16 protein-coding genes are annotated in these 22056 nt (G+C 72.0%); 2 read left to right on the forward strand and 14 right to left on the reverse strand.

The features are described 5' to 3' along the window. Positions 1-9 precede the first annotated feature (9 nt). The 5 genes from WME97_RS40840 to WME97_RS40860 form a co-directional block, all read right to left on the reverse strand. The gene (locus tag WME97_RS40840; RefSeq protein ID WP_437545860.1) at positions 10-2127 is read right to left on the reverse strand and encodes an ATP-dependent helicase; all 2118 of its coding nucleotides are present in this window, start codon (positions 2125-2127) and stop codon (positions 10-12) included. A gap of 88 nt (positions 2128-2215) precedes the next feature. Next, the gene (locus WME97_RS40845) at positions 2216-3208 is read right to left on the reverse strand and encodes a hypothetical protein (RefSeq protein ID WP_437545862.1); all 993 of its coding nucleotides are present in this window, start codon (positions 3206-3208) and stop codon (positions 2216-2218) included. 52 nt (positions 3209-3260) lie between these two features. Next, the gene (locus WME97_RS40850; protein ID WP_437545864.1) at positions 3261-4628 is read right to left on the reverse strand and encodes a serine/threonine-protein kinase; all 1368 of its coding nucleotides are present in this window, start codon (positions 4626-4628) and stop codon (positions 3261-3263) included. Further along, on the reverse strand, positions 4625-5617 hold the full coding sequence (locus WME97_RS40855) for a serine/threonine-protein kinase (RefSeq protein WP_437545866.1): 993 nt from the start codon (positions 5615-5617) through the stop codon (positions 4625-4627). Before WME97_RS40855 ends, WME97_RS40850 begins: the two co-directional genes overlap by 4 nt. Before the next feature lie 191 nt (positions 5618-5808). Next, entirely contained in the window at positions 5809-7155 is a 1347-nt protein-coding gene (locus tag WME97_RS40860) for an extensin family protein (protein WP_437545867.1), read from the reverse strand. Between the two features lie 240 nt (positions 7156-7395). On the opposite strand from WME97_RS40860, the gene mrtC reads away from it, so the two are divergent. Beyond that, the gene (mrtC, locus tag WME97_RS40865; protein ID WP_437545869.1) at positions 7396-8220 is read left to right on the forward strand and encodes a myxosortase MrtC; all 825 of its coding nucleotides are present in this window, start codon (positions 7396-7398) and stop codon (positions 8218-8220) included. A gap of 57 nt (positions 8221-8277) precedes the next feature. Here mrtC and WME97_RS40870 read toward each other — a convergent pair whose 3' ends face one another. Beyond that, on the reverse strand, positions 8278-9408 hold the full coding sequence (locus tag WME97_RS40870) for an AI-2E family transporter (RefSeq protein WP_437545871.1): 1131 nt from the start codon (positions 9406-9408) through the stop codon (positions 8278-8280). A gap of 193 nt (positions 9409-9601) precedes the next feature. Between WME97_RS40870 and WME97_RS40875 the strand changes: the two genes are divergently transcribed. After that, positions 9602-10345 (forward strand): TM2 domain-containing protein, encoded by a 744-nt coding sequence (locus tag WME97_RS40875; protein ID WP_437545872.1) that lies wholly within the window; start codon positions 9602-9604, stop codon positions 10343-10345. An 89-nt stretch (positions 10346-10434) separates the two neighbouring features. Here the strand turns inward: WME97_RS40875 and WME97_RS40880 are convergent, their stop codons facing one another. The 8 genes from WME97_RS40880 to WME97_RS40915 form a co-directional block, all read right to left on the reverse strand. After that, complete coding sequence (locus WME97_RS40880) at positions 10435-12588, reverse strand: beta-galactosidase (protein WP_437545873.1); 2154 nt, start codon at positions 12586-12588, stop codon at positions 10435-10437. Positions 12589-12692: 104 nt separating this feature from the next. Then, positions 12693-14213, reverse strand: a complete 1521-nt coding sequence (locus WME97_RS40885; RefSeq protein ID WP_437545875.1) for an NADH-quinone oxidoreductase subunit N — start codon at positions 14211-14213, stop codon at positions 12693-12695. Between the two features lie 3 nt (positions 14214-14216). Then, on the reverse strand, positions 14217-16481 hold the full coding sequence (locus WME97_RS40890; protein WP_437545877.1) for a complex I subunit 4 family protein: 2265 nt from the start codon (positions 16479-16481) through the stop codon (positions 14217-14219). Positions 16482-16488: 7 nt separating this feature from the next. Then, the gene (locus tag WME97_RS40895; RefSeq protein ID WP_437545879.1) at positions 16489-19080 is read right to left on the reverse strand and encodes an NADH-quinone oxidoreductase subunit L; all 2592 of its coding nucleotides are present in this window, start codon (positions 19078-19080) and stop codon (positions 16489-16491) included. A gap of 208 nt (positions 19081-19288) precedes the next feature. Beyond that, the gene (yihA, locus tag WME97_RS40900; protein ID WP_437545881.1) at positions 19289-20056 is read right to left on the reverse strand and encodes a ribosome biogenesis GTP-binding protein YihA/YsxC; all 768 of its coding nucleotides are present in this window, start codon (positions 20054-20056) and stop codon (positions 19289-19291) included. Continuing rightward, on the reverse strand, positions 20053-20391 hold the full coding sequence (locus WME97_RS40905; RefSeq protein WP_437545883.1) for a gamma-butyrobetaine hydroxylase-like domain-containing protein: 339 nt from the start codon (positions 20389-20391) through the stop codon (positions 20053-20055). The genes yihA and WME97_RS40905 overlap by 4 nt, the downstream gene beginning before the upstream one ends. Positions 20392-20601: 210 nt before the next feature. Further along, entirely contained in the window at positions 20602-21621 is a 1020-nt protein-coding gene (locus tag WME97_RS40910; RefSeq protein WP_437545885.1) for a Gfo/Idh/MocA family protein, read from the reverse strand. Continuing rightward, complete coding sequence (locus tag WME97_RS40915; RefSeq protein WP_437545886.1) at positions 21618-22019, reverse strand: hypothetical protein; 402 nt, start codon at positions 22017-22019, stop codon at positions 21618-21620. The genes WME97_RS40910 and WME97_RS40915 overlap by 4 nt, the downstream gene beginning before the upstream one ends. Between the last annotated feature and the right edge of the window lie 37 nt (positions 22020-22056).

Consider the following 22056-nt stretch of genomic DNA (forward strand, 5'->3'; position numbering starts at 1 on the left):
GCGCCCCGCTCAGCTGCGGCGGCGCGGGATGAGGGGGGGATCCCCGGCGAACGGGTTCATCGACAGCGCGGCCAGCACGCCGGCCGCCCCCGCCTTCACCTTCTCCATCCCCGGAGCGACCGGCGCGAGCTCCTCGCGCTCCTCGATGAGCTCGGGGGGGATCTCGAGCATGAACCGGCTCGGCGTCCTCGGCACCATCTTGCCGCGCGAGCCGCGGTGCTTCGCCCGCGTGAGGTAGAGCCGATCGCGGGCCCGCGTGACCGCGACGTAGAAGAGCCGCCGCTCCTCCTCGATGCTGTGGCCGCCCGTGTCGCCGCCCTCCGCGCCGCTCGGCGCGGCGTCCGTGGCGCGCTCGTCGAGGCTGCGCTGGTGAGGCATCAGCCCCTCCTCCAGGCCGATCACGAACACGTACGGGAACTCGAGGCCCTTGGCGCCGTGCATCGTGGTGAGCGTCACCCGATCGGTGGCCTCCTCTTCCTCCGAGTCCTGCCGCAGGGCGAGCAGCCGCAGGAACTCGGCGAAGCTCGCGCGGTCCCCCTTCCCCTTCTCGTCGCGGCGCGCGAAGACGTTGAGCAGGCCCTCGATGTTGCCCCAGCGGCGCGCCGCGGCGTTGGCCGTGGACGAGCCGGCCATGATGTCTTCCTTGAAGCCGGCGTCGGCGAGGAGCGCGCGGGCGACCTCCGCGGAGGGCTCGCCGCGCTCGAACCGCGCGCGCGTGGCCTCGATGATCCGGAGCAGCTGGCGGCAGCCCTCGATCGCAGCGGCGGTCAGCTCGTGGACGGCGTGCGGCCGCGACACCGCCGTCCAGAGCGACGCGTCGTGCGCCGTCGCGTAGGCGCCGAGCTTGGCCACCGCGACGTCGCCGATGCCCCGCGCCGGGTAGTTCAGGATGCGCCGCAGGCACATCTCGTCGCCTGGGTTGAGCGCGACGCGGAGGTAGGCAATGAGATCCTTGACCTCCTTGCGCTCGAAAAACTGCTGGCCGCCGATCATCCGGATCGGGATCTGCCGCTCCTTGAGGGCCGACTCGATCGCGGCCGCCTGGAGGTTCGAGCGGTACAGCACGGCGATGTCCTTCGGCCGCGCGGCCTCCCGCTCCAGGAGGCGCTGCGCCTCCGTGGCCACGAAGCTCGCCTCGACGTCGGGGTCCACGCAGATGATGGACCGCACCTTGTCGCCCTCCAGCCGGGTGGCGATGAGCGACTTCTTGTGCCGCCGGGCGCCGGACTTGGCGAGCACCGCGTTCGCGACGTCGAGGATCGGCTTGCGGGAGCGGTAGTTGTGCTCGAGCTTGACGACCTTCGCGCCGGAGAAGTGCTCCTCGAAATCGAGGATGTTGCGCACGTCGGCGCCGCGCCAGGCGTAGATCGACTGGTCGTCGTCGCCGACGACCACCACGTTGCGGTGCTCGCCGCAGAGCAGGCGCAGGAGCTCCAGCTGGGCGCGGTTCGTGTCCTGGTACTCGTCGACGATCACGAAGCGGTAGCGCATCCGCCAGCGCTCGAGGACGTCGGCGCGCGCCTGCCAGAGGCGGACGACCTCGCAGATGAGATCGTCGAAGTCGAACGCCTGGAACGAGCGCAGCGCCGCCATGTAGCGCGGGTACACGAGCATCGAGATCTCGTCGTACTCGTCGATGCCCTTGCCCTGCCGCTGCGCCTCGGCCCAGGTCTCGGCGTCGAGGAACGCGTTCTTGGCGTTCGAGATGCGCGAGAGGATCGCGCTGACGTCGTAGCTCTTGCCGGCGCGGAGCTCGCGGAGGATCTCGCGGATGACCCCCAGGGCGTCGGACTGGTCGAAGATGGCGAAGGAGCCGCCGCGCAGGCCGAGGGCGCGGGTCTCCGCGCCGAGGACGTCGAGCCCGAAGCGGTGGAAGGTGCACACCTTGAGCTCGCGCGCGACCTTGGAGCCGACGAGCTTGCCGACGCGCTCGTGCATCTCGGCGGCGGCCTTGTTGGTGAAGGTCATCGCCAGCATGGAGCGCGCCGGGATGCCGCGATCGAGAAGGCGGGCAATCCGCGTGGTCACCACACGCGTCTTGCCGGAACCTGCGCCGGCGAGCACCAGCATTGGCCCGAGCTCGTGCTCGACGGCCGCACGTTGAGACGGGTTCAATAAGTCCGACACCGTGCCGTGGCCTAGCCCGGCGCGCGGCGGAGCGGGAGCTTGATTTTGTCGGAGCGCGGAGGAGGCGCGAGATGCCCGCTGGAAAGGCTCAGATGCCGGGCGGCGTGGCGAACTGCCCAGGGAACGGGTTCGCCTCCCGGCGGCGCTGGACCTCGTCGAACGTCCAGGGCGTCGTCCCGCGCTCGTTGAAGAGGGCCACGCCGATCACGCCGACGTTCCTCGTATCGCCGTGCTTCTGGTTCGCATAGGAGCCGCGGACCGAGCCGAAGCGGAACGCGGCGACCGTGTCGACGGACTGGCGGAAGCCGTCGATCTCGAGCTCGCCGTGGGGATCGATCAGGTAACCGCGCTTGCTGAACGCCGCGGCCTGGCCGTCCATGACGTCGAGGCCGTCGACGGAGACGACGCACTCGATCCGGGTCGGCGTGAGGTTGCGCAGCACGATGCTGTAGCGCTGGCCGGCCTCGCCGACGACGTGGCTCTTCTCGCCGGCGACGAAGCCGCTCAGGAAGCCGCCGCCCTCGCCGCGGAGCCCGACCGCGACGGCGCCGCCGGCCAGCGTGAACGCCTGCGGCGACGTGCGGCGGAAGCCGGACGCGCTCGCCATGGCGCGGGCGCCCTCGGCGTCGTTGTAGAACAGGCTCGCGACGACGAAGGGGCGGTTGACGTCGGCCCGGACGAACGGCGCGGTCGAGATGCGCGACACGCGCGTCTCACCCCACTGGGTGCCGAGGCCCGGGCGATCGATGGGCTCCGGCGCGACCTGGCTGCTCGGCGCCTTGCGCGCGGCCCCCTCGGCGCGCGAGGCGCCGCCCGTGGCGGAGGGCCGCTCGATCTCGGCCGAAGGCGCCGCGGGCGAGGCGTCGGGCGACGGCGGCGCGGCGGGCGCGCCCGGCTCGTCGAACGCGGCGCCGTCCTGGAACCCCTGTGCGCCGGAGGGCTCGGGAGCGCCCGTGATCGTGCGTCCCCCCTTTGCCGTGGAATCCGCCGGCCGGGCCGCTGTGCTGCCGCCGCAGCCGGCGGTGCCCGCGAGGAGCGATATCGCCAAACAAGCCAGCCCGATTCGTCGCATCCGGTTCATGGTCCCTCCACTCCGCATTTGCGGTGTCGACCAGAGAACGGGCGCGACGAGGCTACCTTACAGCCGAGCGCGCCTGCGCCCCGGCGTGCGCGGACGGCGGCGCGGGCGCGGGGGGTTCACTCGCCGCGATCCAGCGCTGCGCGAGCGCGAGCCCGAGCGCGGCCGACGCGACGGCGAGCGCGCAGACGGCGAGCGCGGTGGCGCGCGACGCCGCACGGGCGACGCGCGCCGGGGGTGCGCGCCGCGTCGAGCGCGCCCTCGGGCGGCGCGAGAGGCGCGCGGCGCCGGCCGACGCGGCGAGCAGCGGTCGGCGAAGCAGCTCGGCGGGCACCTCGCCGCGCACAGGCGTGCAGGCCGCGACGGCGTCGGCCGCGGTCGGGGTGAGCGCGCTCGCGCTGACCACCGGCCCGGCGCTCGAGGGCGATCCCTCGTGCAACCGGACGTGCACTCGGCGCACGGCGGCTTCCATGTCGGCGGCCGTCTGGAAGCGATGCTCGGGCGCCTTCGCGATCGCGCGCAGGATCAGCTGCTCGAGCGCCGCCGGGATCGGCTGCGGCGCGAAGCGCGACGGAGGAGGAGGCTCCTGCTCGCAGTGAGCGAAGCGGAGCGCGTCGCCCCGGCCGCGCAGCTCGTCGAAGGGGCCTCGCCCGGCGACGAGCTCGTAGAGGACGAGGCCCATCGCATAGATATCCGCGCGCGGATCGATCGGCTGGGCGGCGCACTGCTCGGGCGCCATCGTCCTGGGTGTGCCGATGACGGCGTCCGGGGCGGTCAGCGAGGCGCTGGCGTGGAGGAGCTTCGCGACGCCGAAGTCGAGGACCTTGAGCGTGCCGTCGTCGCAGAGGAACAGGTTCTCGAGCTTGAGATCGCGGTGGACGATGCCCGCCGCGTGCGCGAGCGACAGCGCGGACAGCGCCTGCAGGACCAGGTCGAGCGCGGTCGGAACCGCGACCACGCCGAGGCGCGCGAGCTCGGTCCGGAGATCGCGCCCCTCGAGGAGCTCCATGGCGAAGTAGGGGCGGCCACCGTCGGTCACGCCGAGATCGAACACGTCGGGGAGACCCGGGTGGCGCAGGCGAGCGATCGAGCGCGCCTCGGCGCGCAGGCGCGCCGAGAGATCGCTGCGGCCGGCGTGGCTGCGGTGCAGCACCTTCACCGCGAACCGGCGACCGAGCGCCCGGTGCTCGACCTCGTACACCTCGCCCATGCCGCCCTGACCGAGCAGGCGCAGCACGACATAGGGTGTGCCGGGGAGCGGCTCCCCCTCACCCGGCGCGCGGAGCGGCCACGCGCCTTCGGACGGCTCGCCCTCGCCTTTCGCGCGGAGCGACCGCGCGAAAGGCGCCCTCGGCGCGAGCGACACCCCGCGCGCGTAGAGCAGCGTGCGCGCCCCGGAGCACTCGGCGGACGCGCCGCTCATCGCGCCTCTCCGACCGCGAGGTGCGCCCGCGCGCTGCGCTCGCCGTCCGGCGGCGCGGCGCGCCCCGCTCCGCCGTGAGCCGGCGTCTCCTTGCCCCCGCCTTCGCCCAGCGCCTCCGCGAGCGCCGCGGCCATCGCGTCCGCCGTCTGCCAGCGGAGCCCCGGATCCTTCTCGAGCGCGCGCGCGACGGCGTGATCGAGCGCCGGAGGCACCCAGAGGAGCGAGCGAAGCCGCGGCGCCGGCGTGTTGAGGTGCGCCCGCATCACCGCCATCGAGTCGACAACCGGAAACGGACCGCGCCCGGTGATCGCCTCGAAGAGCAGGAGGCCCACCGCGTACACGTCGGTGCGAGCGTCGACCTCCTCGCCGCGGATCTGCTCGGGCGACAGGTAGCGCGGCGTGCCGAGGACGTTCGAGCCCGTCGACGGCTCCAGCCCCTCGCGGCTCACCTTCGCGATGCCGAAGTCGATGAGCACGGCGTGCTCGGCCTCCGGCACACCGGGCGCGCTCTCCAGATCGGCGACGCCCTGCTCGGCGCAGCTCGCTTGCGCGAGGAAGACGTTCGCCGGCTTGATGTCGCGGTGGACGATGCCAGCGCGGTGCGTCGCCGCGAGCCCGCCGAGCACCTGGATGGCGATGTGCACGGCGGTCGGTGTCGCGAGCGGTCCGCGCGCGTCGAGCCGCTCGCGCATCGTCTCGCCGAAGAGGCGCGGCATGACGAGGAAGGGCCGGCCGTCGCTCGTCACGCCGACCTCCTCGACCTTCACGATGTGAGGATGGCTCAGCGTCGAGAGAGCGCGCCCCTCCTGGACAAGGCGCGCTCCGATCTCGCTCGACCCCTCGTGCATGGCGCGGAGCAGCTTGAGCGCGCGCAGCTGGCCGCGGCGCCCGGTCACCTCGAAGACCTCCGAGCACGAGCCTGCCCCGATCCGACGGAGCACACGGTACGAAGTCCCCGGCAGCGGCTGTCCGTCTTTCTTTTGCACCATGTCCGTCGACCTCCCTCGCGGGGGCGCGCGGCGGAGCGCCGGCGCCTTCGTTCGGGAAGGGAATCGTCGCTCTCGTGGCAGAAGTTGCGCGAACAAACCGCTCAGATCATCAAAAAACGCGCAATCAACGGATGTGCAGTGGGGGGCGCTGCGAGCCGTTCAGGGCTGCACAAGGGGCGCGAGGCCTTCGCTCAGTGATAGAGGAACCACCGGACGCCCGGCTTGATCTCCATATGGTAATGGTCGACGTGCGCCGCATTGAAATTGGGCGTCAGCACGTATGTAAAAATCCCGAGGTCCGCCGCTTCGCACACGATGGACCGGAGCTCGCGCGCCTCGGGGAGCTCGGGCTGGGGCGCGCCCTCACCGCAGGTCTTGTCCCCGATGCGGCCGTGGAAGTGGCGCGCGACGCTGATCCAGGTGCCGTCGCGCTTCTTGAGCGCGCCGACGTCGATGGCCAGGCCGGCGGGGTGCCGCGTGCCCGGCGGAGCCCACGTGCCGCGGGGCTTCTGCGCTGCATCGCTGCGCAGCGCGACGTCGCCACGGTGCTTGACCGGAGACGTCGTCGCCCGGGTCGGCCCCGCGGCTTTGCGCCGAGCAGCGCGGCGCGCTCCGACCTTGCCGGCGTCCTTCTTGGCCGGCCCGCTGCGCGCAGCGACCGTCCGCGTCCGCTGGCCAGGAGCCTTGGAAGCGGCGCCAGGATCGGCTTCCAGGGCGCCCTTCTCCTGCGGCGCGGCCCCCGCTGCGGCCTTCTCCTTCGGCGCGGCCCTCTCCTTCGGCCCGGCCTCTGCCACCCCCTTCTGCTTCGGCCCGGCCTCCGCTGCGGCCCCCTTCTCCTTCGGCGCCGCCTCCGCGGCCCCCTTCTCCTTCGGCGCCGCCTCCGCCGACCCCTTCTCCTTCAGGCGTCGCGGCCGCTCCTCAGGTGCCTTGGACGTCGCATCGAGCGCGCCCTTCTTGCCGAGCTCCACCGGCGGCGCAGGCTCGACCGGCGAGGCCTGCCTCGTCGATTCCTCGCGGGCAGCGCCGTCCGCGGCCTCTGCCTGTTGCACCGCGCTGTCAGCGGCCTTGGCATGAGCGATCGGGTGCCCGTGCTCTCCGTCGCCGTCCACGCCCTCGCGGCCGCGCATCGGCACGTTGGGTCGATACATCGTGTAATGGACGACCTCGTCGATATCGTGCCTCGAGAGCACGGCCGCGAAATCGTCGAGGGCGAGCGCGAGGCGCGCGTCCAGGATCTCGAACATGCTCGTCACGCGCTGCTCGGGCGGGAGCACCGAATGAAAGTTCACGCCGTTCAGACGACCCGTGAGCCGGATCGGAGCGCGCACCCCGGGCGCGTGGTCGACCTTGAGGTACAGTATCTTCCGGCGATCCAGCTCCGCCAGCGCCTCTTCGTTCGTCATGTTGGCGTAGCGGTACGCCGGAGACGCCTCGGCGACGCTCGCCGCCGGCGTCATGAGGAACGGCGACGCGGCCGACGCGGGCGCCGGACCGAGCGTCGCGACGGACGCAAGCAGCGCGCAGGCCAACGGCTTCATCAGACAGCGAAGTCGGGAAAACGCCACAGCGGCCGCACTCTAACGTGGCCGGGCTGGAAGGCTAGAAAATGGGCGGTGGCTGGACCCGTGTGCAGCACCTGAATCGCGCCGCCCCGAGCGCTGACCATCGCGGAGGGACATCGTGGCGGCTAGGCTGAGCGCGCGCGGCCGCGACCCCGGGTCGCCGCGATCCCCGCGTAAGCCCCCGCACCGCGCGCTCCCCTCCGCGACGAACACGCCTTGCAGCCGCCCACACCCATCGAACCGAGCCGAGACGCCCGCGCACTTGCCGGCGACGAGACACCTGGCGCGCCGGCAGACGCGAACGCCGCGCATGCGAGCGCCGGTGAGCGCGAGCGCCCGCGGCCGCCCGAGCCGACCGCGGCGCGCGCGCTCCTCGCCGCTGGCATCACGACCGCCGCCGTGACGGCGGTGTCCTACGCCGCGCCGAAGAGCTACGCCGGCACGCTCGTCGGCCTCACGTTCTTCGCGGCGACGTCCTGGCTCGTGCTGAGGTACGACGAGTCGACGATCCGCGCCCACGGCCTGTCCCTCGGAGGGCTCCTGGAGCCCGTGCCGCTGTCGGCGAGGCGCCTCGCCCGCGCCGCGCTCCACGCCGTCGCCTGGGCGACGCTGGTCGCCGCGATCGTCTTCCCGCTCTTCTGGCTGGGCTACCGGCTGTACTGGGGCGCGACCTCGCCGTTCGTGCTGCGCCCGCCGCCCTCGCTCGCCGACGAGATCGCCGCGCAGCTGCTCGTGGTCGCGCTGCCCGAGGAGGCGTTCTTCCGGGGCTACCTCCAGAGCGCCCTCGACCGCGTCTTCCCGCCGCGATTCCGCGTCGCCGGCGCGACGCTCGGCCCGGCGTGGCTCCTCTCGTCGGCGATCTTCGCGATCGGCCACGTGCTCACGATCCAGCACCCGGCCCGGCTCGCCGTCTTCTTCCCCGCGCTCCTCTTCGGATGGCTGCGGGCGCGCACAGGCGGCATCGGGGCGCCGCTCGTGTTCCACGCAGCGTGCAACCTCCTCTCCCTCACCCTCGCCCGCGGCTACGGCCTGTCGCCGTGAGCGCCGCCGTCTAGGGCGCGGGCCGCGCGTCTCGCGGCGCTCCGCCGCGCCGCCGCGTCACGCCGGCGGTCGCGACGTCGGAGGCGGTCGCGAGGCCGGCGGCGGTCGCGACGTCAGCGAGGGTGGCGGCTGCGACGTGTGCGGGCCCAGCGGGAGGCCCGAGCTGGAGATGCCCGCGCGCGTGTCGACCGCCCAGAGGACGATCGCGGCGACGACCGGGCCGATGAAGATCCCCGCCGCGCCGAACAGCTCGAGCCCGCCGAAGATGGCGAGGAGCGCGATGAGCGGGTGCATCCCGCCGTGCGAGCTCTGAACCCATGGCCGGATCACGTTGTCCGAGAGCCCGATGAGGACCGCCGCGGCGCACATGCCGATGCCCGCCCCGATGCGCCCGGTGACGAACAGGTAGATGGCCGCCCCCAGCGTGACCGGCGTGGTGCCGATCATGGGGACGAGCGAGAGCAGCGTGGCCAGGAGGCCGAACAGGAACGCGCCCGGCACCTTGCAGGCGAACAGCGCGATCGTCGTCAGCGTCCCCTGGACGGCCGCCGTCGCGAGCAGGCCGAGGACGGCGCCGTGCACCGTGTCCTGGATCGACGTGAAGAGGACGTCCGTCTCCTCGTTCCTGAACGGCGACTGCGTGAGGAGCCAGCGCAGCAGCAGGCCCCCGTCGCGGAGCAGGTAGTAGAGCCCGACGACGAACAGGAACGCGTCGACGATCGTCTGCGGCACCGCGGCGACCATGCCGCCCGCGAAGCCGGCGATCGAGCTGCCCACCCGCTCGAACAGGTTGCTCACGTACGTGCGGACATCGTCCCCGGACAGGCCAGCCCTGTTGAGGAGCGCCGTTATCCTCCCGTCGTTCAGGAGGCCTTCGACCCGCTCGATCGTGTTCGACCAATCCCGCGCGAAGAAGCGGCTTATCGAGGCGGAGGCCTCGATGATGATCACCGCGAGCGGGATGCACACGAGGATGATCACGCCCGCCGTCGAGATCGCGGGCGCGAACTGGCGGAAGCGGCCGAGTCGAGGCGCGAGGCGGCGCTGGAGCGGGGAGACGAGGAGCGCGACCAGACCGCCGAGCAGGACGGGGACGAGCAGCCCCTTCACCATCCAGAAGAACAGAGCGATGAGCCCCGCCCGGAGGGCGAACGACAGCCATCGATCGGACTGAAAATCTTGCTGCATCGCCGGGTGCGCTCGCTCCTGCGCCGCGCTCAGCGGCCCCTCGTGGGCCAAGGTAGGGTGGGCCTCCGGCAACCACCAGCGATTTCCGCGTTGCGCAAGCGCGGCGCCTCGGTTCCAGGATACAGTCAGGCTCGGCTGACGACCGCGGGGCGCACGGCCGCCTCCACAGCCGCATCAGCTGGAGGGAACGAGGATGAGCAACAGCGGAGGCGGAGTTCCGCCCGGCGGCGGAGGCTGGGGCAACGCAGGCGGCGGCTGGGGAAATGGCGGCTGGGGGCCGAGCCCGCCCGGCGGCCAGGGCGTGGCGCCGGGCGGCGGTGGCGGCGCGTCCTCGGCGGGCGGATACCCGCCGCCGGGCGGATACCCACCGCCGGGCGGAGGGTACCCGCCGCCTGGCGCAGGATGGGGCGCGCCCCCCGGCGGCTATGGCGCGCCCCCCGGAGGCGGCTGGGGCCCGCCGCCGGCTCACGGCGGTGGACCGCCTCACGGCGCCCCGGCGCAGGCCTATTCCGACAAGGACCAGGCGACAGCCTTCATGCTCGCCGTGTTTCTCGGGACGTTCGGCGTCGATCGCTTCTACCTGGGCCAGACGGGGCTCGGGCTCCTCAAGCTGTTCACGTGTGGTGGACTCGGCTTCTGGAGCCTCATCGACACGATCCTGATCGGCACCGGCTCGATGCGAGACGCCCAGGGGCTCGTGCTCAGGCGCGACGCGCCCGTCGGTCACCCGACCAAGAGCCAGTCCACGCTGTTCTTGCTCTCCTATTTCCTCGGCTACTTTGGCGTAGATCGCTTTTATCTGGGACAGACCGGGCTCGGCATAGCGAAGCTCTTGACGTGCGGCGGGCTCGGCATCTGGTCGCTGATCGACATCCTCATGATCGGCATGGGCCGCTTCCGCGACGCAGAGGGCAACTCGCTGCGGTTCGAGCGCTGATCGAGGGGCACGCAACGTCAGGAGGAGAGCGGGCGGGCCAGCGCTGCCTGGCCTCGCTGGCCGTCACGGCGTAGCGCCCGGCGGCGGGGCTATTCCAGCGCGAGCATCCGCACGGAGCGAGGCACGAGCCGCACCTCGAGCGCCCCGCGCCGCGCCTCGAAGTGCGCGTCGTCCAGCACATCGCGCGCGCGCTGGGCGCTCACGGTGACGCGCGCCACCACGTCCGCGTCTCCGGGGTTCAGCAAGAAGAGCACCCGCGGCGTGCCCGACGCATCCTCGTGCAGCGTCGCGAAGACACTGTCGGGATCACACGCGAAGGCCGGCAGGCCGAGCGCGTCGATGGCGCGAGACACCGCGGCGTCGGCCGCGGCGGGGTCGTCCTGGAGGAGCGCCGGCAGGTTCTGTCCGGGGGCGAGGAGCCGCTTCAGATCGTAGGGCCGCGGCAGCTGGCGGAAGGCGCCGTCGAAGGTGGGCTCGCGGGGGCCGAGCGTGATCAGCGTCCCCTGCCGGGACGTCGCCTCGAGCCACGCGAACAGCTCCGGGCTCAGGCCGCCCGAGGTGGCGCAGATGACCCAGCGCGCCCCGACGAGCGAGATGTCGCGATCCTCGCCGCCGACGTGGGCGTAGGGGACGCCGCGCGCGTCGAGCGCCTCCTCGAACGCACGCACGAACGTGTCGGACTCCACCGCGAGCGGGTAACCGAGCCCGAGGTCGTCCTCGAGGCAGCGATCGCGGGCGCCGAAGTTCATGATCGAGAAGAACGCCCCGGTGAGCGGGCCGAAGGCGTGCATCACGCGGGAGAGCCGGCGCTCCGTGCGCGGCGTGACGATGCGCACCGGCGCCGGGCGGCGGAGCTCGTGGAACCTCGTGGCCTCGAGGGCCGCGGAGAGCTTCCGCCAGAAGGCGGCGAAGGGGCGAGGGCGGCCGCGCGGATCGATCGGCGCGCCGATCCAGCGGTCGCGCTCGACCGCCATGTAGATGTTGTACCCGCGCAGCCCGTACGCGAGCGCGGCCATCATCACGAACACGCTGTCGCGCTCCTCGAGCGGCGGGAAGAACGGCGGGAAGCCGGCGCCCATCTCGCACGCGAAGGGCGGCAGCGAGAGCGCCTCGCAGCGCACGGCGAGCTCGCTCGTCCGGCGGGCGAGGATCTGCCGGCTGCTCGGGCTCGCGACGCTGTAGTAGTCGAGGCCGACGAGGTCCACGACGCGCGAGATGCGCGCCGGGTTGAGCGGCGTCGCGTCCTGTCCCATCGGGAAATTGTGCATCGTTGGCAGGCCGTCGACGCCCGCCGCGGAGAGCGCCCTCGCGAAGCGCCCCATGGCGGTCTCGAGGAGGTGCTCGTGGAACTCGCTCCAGTCGAGGTGGCGCGCGAGATCGGCCGGCGTCTCGGCGTCGAACGCGACAGGCGGCGTGATCGTGGCGAACCGCAGGTCGCCCTCCTCGGCCTGCGCGCGCTCGCGGACGATCGCGCGCACGAGCGCCGCGCCGGCGTCCTCGGTCGCGTCGCCCTCCGGCGCGGGCTCCACCCTCTTCGTCGCGTAAGCGCGCTGGAGCGCCTCGATCGTCCGGTACTTCTCGCGCAAGAAGTCGCGGTACAGGGAGATCGCGTCCGGGTGGTAATCCTGGTCGTACGCCCCGTCGCGGAAGTAGAGCGCGCCCTCGTTGTCGATCTGCAAGAGCACGATGGGCCCGTCCGGGTAGAGGTGCGGCTTCAGGACCGGGGCGAGCGCGTTGAAATAGCGGGCGACCTCGTCGTGGAATGCGTTGCTCGCGTAGCTCGGGACCGGGAACCCGTACGGCAACATCGGGAGCACGACCGGGTTGTTCCGCGCCGAGCGGGCCTGGCAGCTCGGGTCCCAGATGACGCGCTCGGGGATGCCGAAGCAGGTGAGCTCCGCGTTGATGTGCGGGCCCGGGCGGGCGATGACGTAAAAGCCGAGCTCGTGCGCGAGGCGGAGAAAGGCGCCGACGTCGCGGCGCGGATCGAGCCGGCCGAAATCGAACTGCCCCGGGCCGGTCTCGTGAACGGCCCACGGCACATAGATGTCGATCAGGTGAACGCCGAGCGAGCGCGTGGCCTCGAGGCAGGCGCGCCAGTGCTGCGGGTCGAGCCGCCAGTAGTGCACGCTGCCGGCGTACAGCGGGACCAGCTTGCCGCCGATGTCCAGGCCGCCCGGGACAAGGCGTACCCCCCGCGCGAAACGTTCCTCTGGAGAGATCGCGTCCTGGGTCGTGGCCACGCGCGCGCACACTAGCAAGGATCGCGGGGAGATCGATACCGCCGCGTTCGGCCCGGCGCGCGCTGGATGGGACGGCGTCGGCGCCGTGGCACAGCGCTCAGCGCTCAGCGCAGGATCGTCACCGAGCGCGCCACGAAGTCGTAAACTGGCCCCCAGTAGACCCCGAGCAGCACGGTCGGAACCGCGAGCGCGCACGTCGTCGCGCCGAGCAGCGGCCGCACCGGTGTGGGCTCGGTGCGATCGCTCCTGTCGAGATACATCGTGCGGAGCAGGCGCGCGTAATAGAAGAGCGAGATCACGCTGTTCAGCACGCCGACGACCGCGATACCCCAGCTCCACGCGCCCCCGGCGGCGAGCAGCGCCGAGAAGAGGTAGAATTTGCCGATGAAGCCCGCCGTCGGGGGCAGGCCGGTGAGCGAGACGAGGAACACGGCCATCGCCGCGGCGACGAGCGGGGCGCGGCGCCCGAGCCCACGGAAGGCGGCGAACGTCTCGTCTCCGCCGCTCTCCTCGGCCACGGCCATCACCACCATGAACGCGCCGAGGTTCATGAAGCAGTAGGTGACGATGTAGAAGGCGATCGCGGCGACGCCGGCGCCGCTGAACACCGAGAAGCCGAGCAGCATGTACCCCGCGTGCGCGATGCTCGAGTAGGCGAGCATGCGCTTCACGTTCTCCTGCTCGAGCGCCGACAGGTTGCCGACGGTCATGGTCGCCATCGCGAGGCACCCGAAGAGCACCGGCCACGGCGTCGCGACGCCGGGCGGCGCGCTCCCGGCGCCGAGCGCGTCCGAGAAGAAGCGGATCAGCACCGCGAAGCCGGCCGCCTTCGGCCCCACCGAGAGGAACGCGGTCACCGGGGTCGGCGCGCCCTCGTACACGTCGGGCGTCCACATGTGGAACGGGGCGGCGCTTATCTTGTAGCCGAAGCCGGCGAGCATGAAGGCCGTGCCGACGAACACGACCTCCGGCACCTTGCCCTGCTGCGCCGTGAGCGCGGCGATCCGCGCCGCGCACTCGTCGAGCCGCATCGACGCGGTGATGCCGAAGATCCAGCTCATCCCGTAGAGCATGATCCCCGACGCGACGCCGCCGAAGATGACGTACTTCAGCGCCGCCTCGCTCGATTTCGCGTCGTCGATCTTGAAGCCTGCCAGCACGAAGCTGATGACGCTGACGAGCTCGAGCGACAGGTAGATGAGCAGCAGGTGGCGGCTCGCCGCCATCAGGTTCATGCCCAGCGAGAGCACGAGGATCAGCGTGAAGAGCTCGCCCGATTCGCGGCGGAGCTCGGGCTCGATCCCGGGGGCCCGCGGGGGCACCGAGAAGAGGACGATCGCCCCGGTGACGAGCGCGAAGATCACGCGGAAGAGGTTCGAGAAGCGATCGAACGCGAGCAGTCCGTGGAAGAGCGCGCGAGGGGCGGCGTCCGTCGCCAGGAAGTACGCGCCCAGCCCGCCCGAGCAGGCGAGCGCCGCGAGGCTGAGGCTCACGAGGCCGGCGAGCTTGAGGCGCGCCGGGGACGCGAGATCCCACACGACGAGCAGCAGGGCCGCCGCGATGAGGACGAGCTCCGGCGCGAAGTAGGCGAGGCTCGCCACGTTGTCGAGGGTGCGGGGTTCCACGGCTTACCTGGCGCTGGCGAGGGCGCCCTGGCCCGGCGAGGCGCCCTCCTCCGGGGCGCCCGCGCGGGCGTACGCGGCGCCGCCCGCGCTGTCTGCGCTCGGCGCGCCGGCGATCTGGGACTGCCCCGGCCTGTCGACGAGGCGGTGCACGTCGAGGGCCCCGCGATCGATGAGGCTGAGCAGCGGGCGCGGCCAGAAGCCGAGGACGAGGACCAGCGCCGCGAGCGGCGCGATCGACGCGAGCTCTCGCCCGCTGATCTCCGGGAACTTCCCGCCGAACGGCTCGAGGTACTTGCTCTGCCGCCACGACGCGCGGAACGTGCCGAGGAACATCCGCTGGAGGGCCCAGAGGTGGTAGGCCGCGGTGAGGATGACGCCGACGGCGGCGAGGATCGTGAGGGCGCGGTAGCGCGGGAAGGCGCCGATGAACGTCATCGCCTCCCCCCAGAAGCCGGACAGGCCGGGCAGGCCGAGCGACGCCATGAACGCAAAGCCGACGAGCGCGGTGTAGAGCGGCATCTCCGAGGCGAGGCCGCCGAACCTGTCGATGTCGCGCGTGTGCACGCGGTCGTAGACCACGCCGACCAGGGTGAAGAGCATCCCGGTGATCAGGCCGTGGTTGAACATCTGGACGAGGCAGGCCTGGATGCCCTGCGGCGTCATCGCGCCGAGCGCCAGCAGCGTGAAGCCCATGTGGCTGACGGAGGAGTACGCCACGAGCTTCTTCAGGTCGCTCTGCGCCATCGCGCAGAAGGCGCCATAGAGGATGTTGACCACCCCGAACACCGCCATGGCCGGCGCGGCCCACTGCGTCGCCTCGGGCAGCAGGGTGAAGTTGATGCGGAGGATGCCGTAGGTGCCCATCTTGAGCAGCACCCCCGCGAGGATCACGCTGATCGCGGTCGGCGCCTCCACGTGGGCGTCCGGCAGCCAGGTGTGGAACGGGAACATCGGGATCTTGATGGCGAACCCGACGAAGAGCCAGATCCAGACCACCTTCACCGCGGCGACGCCGAGGATCGTGAGCCCCTGCGCCGCCCAGGCGACCCGCGAGAGCTCCGGGATCGAGAAGATGCGCTCGGTGGCCTGGCCGTCGACCAGGTAGGTGTGGCCGGCGTTCAGGTAGAACCAGATGAACGCGAGCAGCATGAAGACGCTGCCGGCCAGCGTGTAGAGGAAGAACTTGATCGCCGCGTACTCGCGCCGCGGTCCGCCCCAGATGCCGATGAGGAAGTACATCGGCAGGAGCATCACCTCCCAGAAGACGAAGAAGAGGAACAGGTCGAGCGCGATGAAGACGCCGAACATCCCCGTGACGAGGAGGTTGTACATCGCGAAGTAGCCCTTGAGCTGGTCGTGGACGCTGTAGCTCGCGAGGGCGCCCACGAACGAGATCAGCGCCGTGAGCAGGACCATCGAGATCGACACGCCGTCGACGCCGACGAAGTACTCGACGTTCAGCGAGCGGATCCACACGCCGTGCTCGATGAACTGGTAGCCGTCGTTCCCGTCGGCCCTGGTGAAGCCCCGATCGAACTGCGCGTAGAGCCACGCCGCGAGCACGAGGTTCACGCCCATCAGCACGACGGTCATCAGCCGGAGCTTCCTGTCGTCCCGGTAACGCAGGAGGTGCGCGAGGAAGACCGCGACCACGCCGAGCAGCGGCAGGAACGTCAGGATCGAGAGGATGTGGTCGCCGACGAAGCCAAGGCTGCTCCCGCGCTCCGCGTGGATGCCCATCGCGACGGTCCGCGCTACCTCCAGCACGCCGGCCGCGCCGGCCGCCACCGCGTCCGACTCGACGACGACGTGCCCGTAGAGCTCCCGCGCGCGCACGCCCGCGGTCTTCCACCGGACCACGACCTTCCGGCTCGCGCCCGGCGGGAGGGTCGCCGCGGTGCCGCCGCCCTCGAGCTCCACGCTGACGCCCGGCGGGACGCGCGGGTCCTCGGGGGACGTCCGCACGATCACCCGCGTCACCTTCAAGGGGCCGTCGCCCTGGTTCTCGATCGTGAACGAGCCGACGTGATCCGGCCCGCTCGCGGCGAGCTCGACAGGCGCGCCGGGCGGCTCCGCGCGCAGCGCGATCCGGCCGCGCGGCCCGGGCGCCCTCGGCGCTTCGAGCGCCTGCGCCAGCGCCAGCGGCGCCGCCCCGAGCACGACGGAGAGCGCGACAAGGAGGGGGATCAGGAGCTTCATCGAGGTGGACCTGGCCGATCTCGCGAGGGCGAATCCACGGCGCATGCTGACGGGAGAGAGGTTCGACATCGGCCGTTCACCGCAGGAAGTAATGAACGATGCTGAACAAGGCGACGCCGCCCAGGAGGAAATAGACGTAGCTCTGGATGCGCCCGGTCTGCAGGGTGCGGAGCTTCGCCCCGGCGCTCAGCGTGCCCTCGGCGACGAGGTTCACGACGCCGTCGACGAGGTACCGATCGATGGCGCCCGTGACCCAGGCGGCGGCCCGGGCCAGGACCGCGACCCCGTTGACGATGCCGTCGACGATCCAGCGGTCCATCTCGGCGAAGAAGAGGCGCAGCGATAGGGCGGCGCGCACCACCGTCGCGTCGTAGATCTCGTCGACGTAGTACTTGTTCGAGAGGAGCTGGAAGCCCGGGAGCCGCCGCTCTTCCTCGGCCCAGCGCGGGGAGCGACGCGCGCCGTAGCGGGCGCGCGCGCGCGAGAAGGCGACGACCGCGCCGCCGACGGAGAGCGCCATGAGCGCGAGCTCGAGCCCCAGCCCGTGGCGCCGAAACGAGACGTCGGCGTGGGCGAACACCGGATGGAGCCACGCCTCCAGCAGGGGCTCGCCGTGGCCGCCGACGAAGTGGCTGGAGAAGCCGAACACGACGCCCGCGAACGCCGACAGGACCGCCAGCACCGCGAGCACCCAGGTGATCGCCGGCGGCGACTCATGGACTTTGGTCTCGATCTCCTTGCGGGCGTGGGGCCCCTCGAACGTCAGGAAGTAGCTCCGCCACATGTAGAACGAGGTGCCGAGCGCCGCCGCGAGGCCCATCGCATAGATGAGCAGCCCCGGGATCGGGCCGGTGTTCTCGGTGCCGAACGCCTTCCAGAGGATCTCGTCCTTGGACCAGAAGCCTGCGAAGAACGGGATGGGCGCGGCGGTGATGGCGAGGCACGCCGCCTGGTACGTCCGCGCCGTGAGCGGCATGACGCGGCGGAGGCCGCCCATGTTGCGCATGTCCTGGGCCGCGGCCTCGTCGTGCTCCACCGCGTGCATCCCGTGGATCACCGAGCCCGAGCCGAGGAACAGGCACGCCTTGAAGAAGGCGTGTGTCATCAGGTGGAACACGGCGGCCCAGTACGCCCCGACGCCGACCCCGATGAACATGAAGCCGAGCTGGCTCACCGTGCTGTAGGCGAGCACCTTCTTGATGTCGTACTGGAAGAAGCCGATCGTCGCCGCGAGGAGCGCCGTCGAGGCCCCGATCAGCGCGATGACGCCGCCCGCGACCGGGCTCAGCGAGAACAGGAAGCTGAGGCGCGCGACCATGTAAACGCCGGCCGTGACCATGGTAGCGGCGTGGATCAGCGCGGAGACGGGGGTCGGGCCGGCCATCGCGTCGGGCAGCCACACGTGGAGCGGGATCTGGGCGCTCTTGCCGGCGGCGCCGACGAAGAGGAAGAGACAAGCCAGCGTGATCAGCGCGACGCCGCCCCACACCGTCTTCGACTCGAGGGCATCCTTGAGGAACGCCTTGCCGCTCGCGTCCTTGATGACGAGCTGATCGTGGATCTCGCGGAACGTGACCGTCGAGCCCACGGTCGCCACCACGATCTCCTTGCCCGGCTCGACGCGCATCCGCTCGATCGCTGCGATCTCGAGGCCATCGCCCCCGATCACGGCGCCGTCGCCCGGCACGATCACCACGGAGTGCGCCCCGGCGTCGATCTCCTTGCGGATGAAGGGGGACACGCCGAACGGCCGCGGGCTCGAGGCGAGCTGAGCGGCGTCGGCGATACCGAGGTACACGCGCGCGCCGGGATGACCGGTGAAGGTGAGGTATCCCTTCGCCCCGGCGAGCGGCTGCGCCCTGCGCTCGCCCGCCTTGCCGCCCGCGCCGTCCTGCACCCCGGCGGAGGCGCCGTGATCGCCGCGCGCCTCCGCGGCCACCGCGATGAAGCGCGCGCGGTAATCGGAGAGGAACCGGCCGTCGTCGAGCCACCTGGCGCCGAGACCCCAGAAGAGGAGCGCGAGGCCGCACACGAAGCCCCAGTCGCCGATCCGGTTCACGACGAAGGCCTTCATGCCGGCAGAGGCCTTCTTGTAGTCGCTGTACCAGAACCCGATGAGCAGATAGCTGCAGAGGCCGACGCCCTCCCAGCCGAAGAACATCACGATGAAGTTGTCCCCGAGGACGAGGAGCAACATCGAGAAGACGAAGAGGTTCAGGTAGGTAAAGAATCGCCAGTACGCCGGCTCGGCCTCCATGTACGAGGCGGCGTAAACATGGATGAGCGTGCCGACGCCGGTGATGATCAGCGTCATGAGGCAGCTCAGCGGATCCATCACGAACGCGAAGTTCGCGTCGAGCGATCCGATGCGGACCATCTGCCAGGCGAAGCTGTAGAGCGCGCGCTCCCCCGGAGCGAGCCCGATGAGCTGGACGAAGCTAGCGAGCCCGAGAGCGAAGGCGCCCAGCATGGCGCCCACGGCGACGAGCGTGACGCCGAAGCTCCCGATGTGGAGCCGCCTCGACACGTCGCGGCCGAACGCGCTCCGCTGCAACGCACGGCCAAACAGCGCGTTGATCACCGCGCCGAGCATCGGCAGGAGCGGAATCCACCAGAGTGGCGCCAGCGCCGTGTGGACGTGCGTGACCTGGCCGGAGTAGTCGGGCATCGTTGGGGCAGCCGGTGAGAACATGGGCCGGCACGCGCGTCTTGCTCTGCAACCACCCCGCGACGTGTCAGTCGGCTCTGGTGACTTCCCCCGCGGAACCGGAGGAGCCGCACGTTAATGGAGGGCCACAGGGCGGGTCAATACTTCCATCGGCCCTGTTCCGCCGCGAGACGCGCTGTTTCTGCGCGGATCTCGCACCTCGGCGAGGTCAGCCGTCGGTCGTCCGCTGGTCATCGTCCTCGCGCGCGGCGCCGCCGCTCGATGACGGCGCCGCGCCGCCGAGCTGCGTCACGCGCCGGATCGCGAGCCACAGATCCCGCCTGCCCTCGCCGGTGATCGACGAGAAGCCGATCGCGCGGCGGAGACCACCGCCCGCCATGCGCGGGGCCGCCGCGGACAGCTGGTCCAGCGCGCGCCGGACCGACGAGCGCTGCACCTTGTCGACCTTCGTCGCGACGAGCAGCAGCTCCACCGGCCGTCGCGCGACGTCGCGGGACGCCTCGATGAAGCGGATGAGCTCGAGATCGTCCTCCTCGAGGCCCCGCCGCCCATCGACCAGGAGCAGCACCGCGGCGAGCGTGACGCGCCCGCGCAGGTACCCCTCGATCAGCGACGCCCACGCCGCTTGCTCGGACTTCGAGCGCCGGGTGAAGCCGTACCCCGGCAGATCCACGAGCTGGAACACCGCGCCGTCGCGGGCCCGCGCCTCGTAGAGGTTGATCTGCCGCGTCGAGCCTGGGTTCGAGCTCGTCCGGACGAGCCCTTTGCGCTCGACGAGCGTGTTGATGAGGCTCGACTTGCCGACGTTCGAGCGCCCGGCAAACGCCACCTCCGCGCTGACGGGCGGAGGGAGCGACGCGAGCGATCCCGCGCCGGCGACGAAGGACGAGTCGACGATCTGGAACGGATCGAGCTGCCGCTCGGCGCGCGCCGTCGGAGCAGCTTGAGGCTTGGGGGCGCGGCGGGAGGTGGTCACTTAGAGCGGGGCGGCTGGAACTGCGGCTTGCACTCGTCGCACTGGCAGAGCGAGCGCAGGTACCGGAAGGTGTAGATGCCCGAGTCGTGCCGGTCGCCCCACGTGAACTGGAGCGCGTAGTTGCCGACCTGCTCGATCTCGCGGACGTTCAGGTCGCCGCCGGGCACGAAGTTGATCGTGCCGCCGTGCCCCTGGCAGTTCGCGCACGGGCAGTACCCGCGCAGGAGCTCGTGCGGAAGGACGCTGCGGTGGCCGTCGGCCCAGTGGATCTCCATCACCGTCGCGCCGTGCGGCGCCTTGACCTGAGTGGGAGTCAGCTTCGGATCCTGCGGCATCGTGCCCTTCCAGCGACGGCAGTACCACGCCGATCCGGCGCTGCAAAGCGCCGCGGCGCGTCGGCCGCGCGCCGCTCCGCTTTTCTCGGATTCAGCGGTGTCTCCGAGGTTTCCAGGGCTCCCGCGGGCTCGACCGCGCCGGCGCCCTCCGCGCCCTGCCGGGCGCCTCGGGCTAGCCGGAACGGACCGCGGTTACCCACGTCACGCATGTCACCCTGCGGCGACCACGCGCGCATCGACGGGGGCGAGCGTCGCCTCGACGCGCTCGAGGATCCGCACGACCGCGGCGCCCTCGTCGAGCGGCGTCAGCGGCGGCGCGCGGTCCTCGACGCAGCGGAGGAAGTGCTCGATCTCCACGGCGAGCGGCTCGCGCCACGGCACCTCGAGCTCGCGCCCGGCCGGCGCGAGCTCGAGGTGCGCGGCGCGCTCGCCGGCCGGCGCGCCCGCCGCGGCGCCGCGCGCGTCCAGGAACACGATGCGGTCGGGCGCGCGCACGTCGTCGAAGACCGCGACGCCCGCGCTGCCGGCGAGCCGCAGCCGCCGCTCCTTCGTCGGGCTCGACGAGCAGAGCTCGATCCGCGCCGCGAGGCCGCTCTCGAGGCGCGCCTCGAGCGTGACGAGCTCGCCGCACGGCGAGAGGTGGGCCCGCGCCTCGGCGAGCGGGCTCGAGTCGAGCGCCGAGAGCAACGAGAGATCGTGCGGCCCGAGCGTCCAGAGCGCCGACCGGGCCCCGCCGCCGGCGCCGGCTGCGCCGGCGCTCATCGACAGGCGCGCCGCGCTGAAGCTCACGAGATCGCCGAGGCGCCGCTCGCGCGCGAGCGCGACGAGGCGCACCACGGAGGGGTGGTAGCGGAGCAGGTGGCCGACCATGCCGATCCGGCCGAGCGCCGCGGCGCGGGAAGCGCAGCGATCGGCCTGCGCGGCGGAGAGGGCCAGCGGCTTCTCCACGAAGACGTCGGCGCCGGCCTCGAGGGCCCGCAGCGCGAGCTCGGCGTGGCTCGCCGCGGGGGTCGCGATGATCACCGCGTCCACGCGCGCGGCCAGCGCCTCGTCGATCGTGCGCACGAGCCGCGCCCGCGGGGCAATCGCGCGCGCCCGCGAGAGGCGGCCGCGGTCGACGTCCGCCACCGCGACAACGCGCGCCCGCGCGCTCTCCGACAGCGCGCGGAGGAGCTTCTCCCCCCACCGCCCGCAGCCCACCAGCGCGACCCGGACGTTCGCGGCGCTCACGGCGCCCCCGGCGCCGCGGCGGACTCGGCCGGCCGGAGCGTGAGCTCGCCGAGGATCGCCTCGCCCTCGGCGTTGCCCGGGTGGATCGAGGGCCCGTTGATGTCGACGAGGAAGTCGTACCGCGCGCGCGCCTCGCCCTCGATCGTCGCGCGCACGCGGACGTGCTGGAAGCAGGCCGACTCGGTGGTGGCGCTCCAGGCGGGCGCCTTTCCCGGGTGCCGCGCGCCGATCGCCTCCGGCACGCTCCGGCCGCCCTCGGGGCGGTACTGCTGCACGACGCCGAGCGCCGCCCTGCGGTCCGAGGCGTTGAACCTCGATTGCGTCCAGAGGACCGCGCCGCCGGCGGCGGCGCTGGTGCCCACGAGCAGCAGCATCCGCACCGCCTTGCCGTAGTCCATCCGCGAGCCGTATAGCCCCGGCGCTCGAGGAGAGCCA

The organism is Sorangium sp. So ce367 (assembly GCF_051520455.1).
GTDB classification, from domain to species: domain Bacteria; phylum Myxococcota_A; class Polyangia; order Polyangiales; family Polyangiaceae; genus Sorangium; species Sorangium cellulosum_B.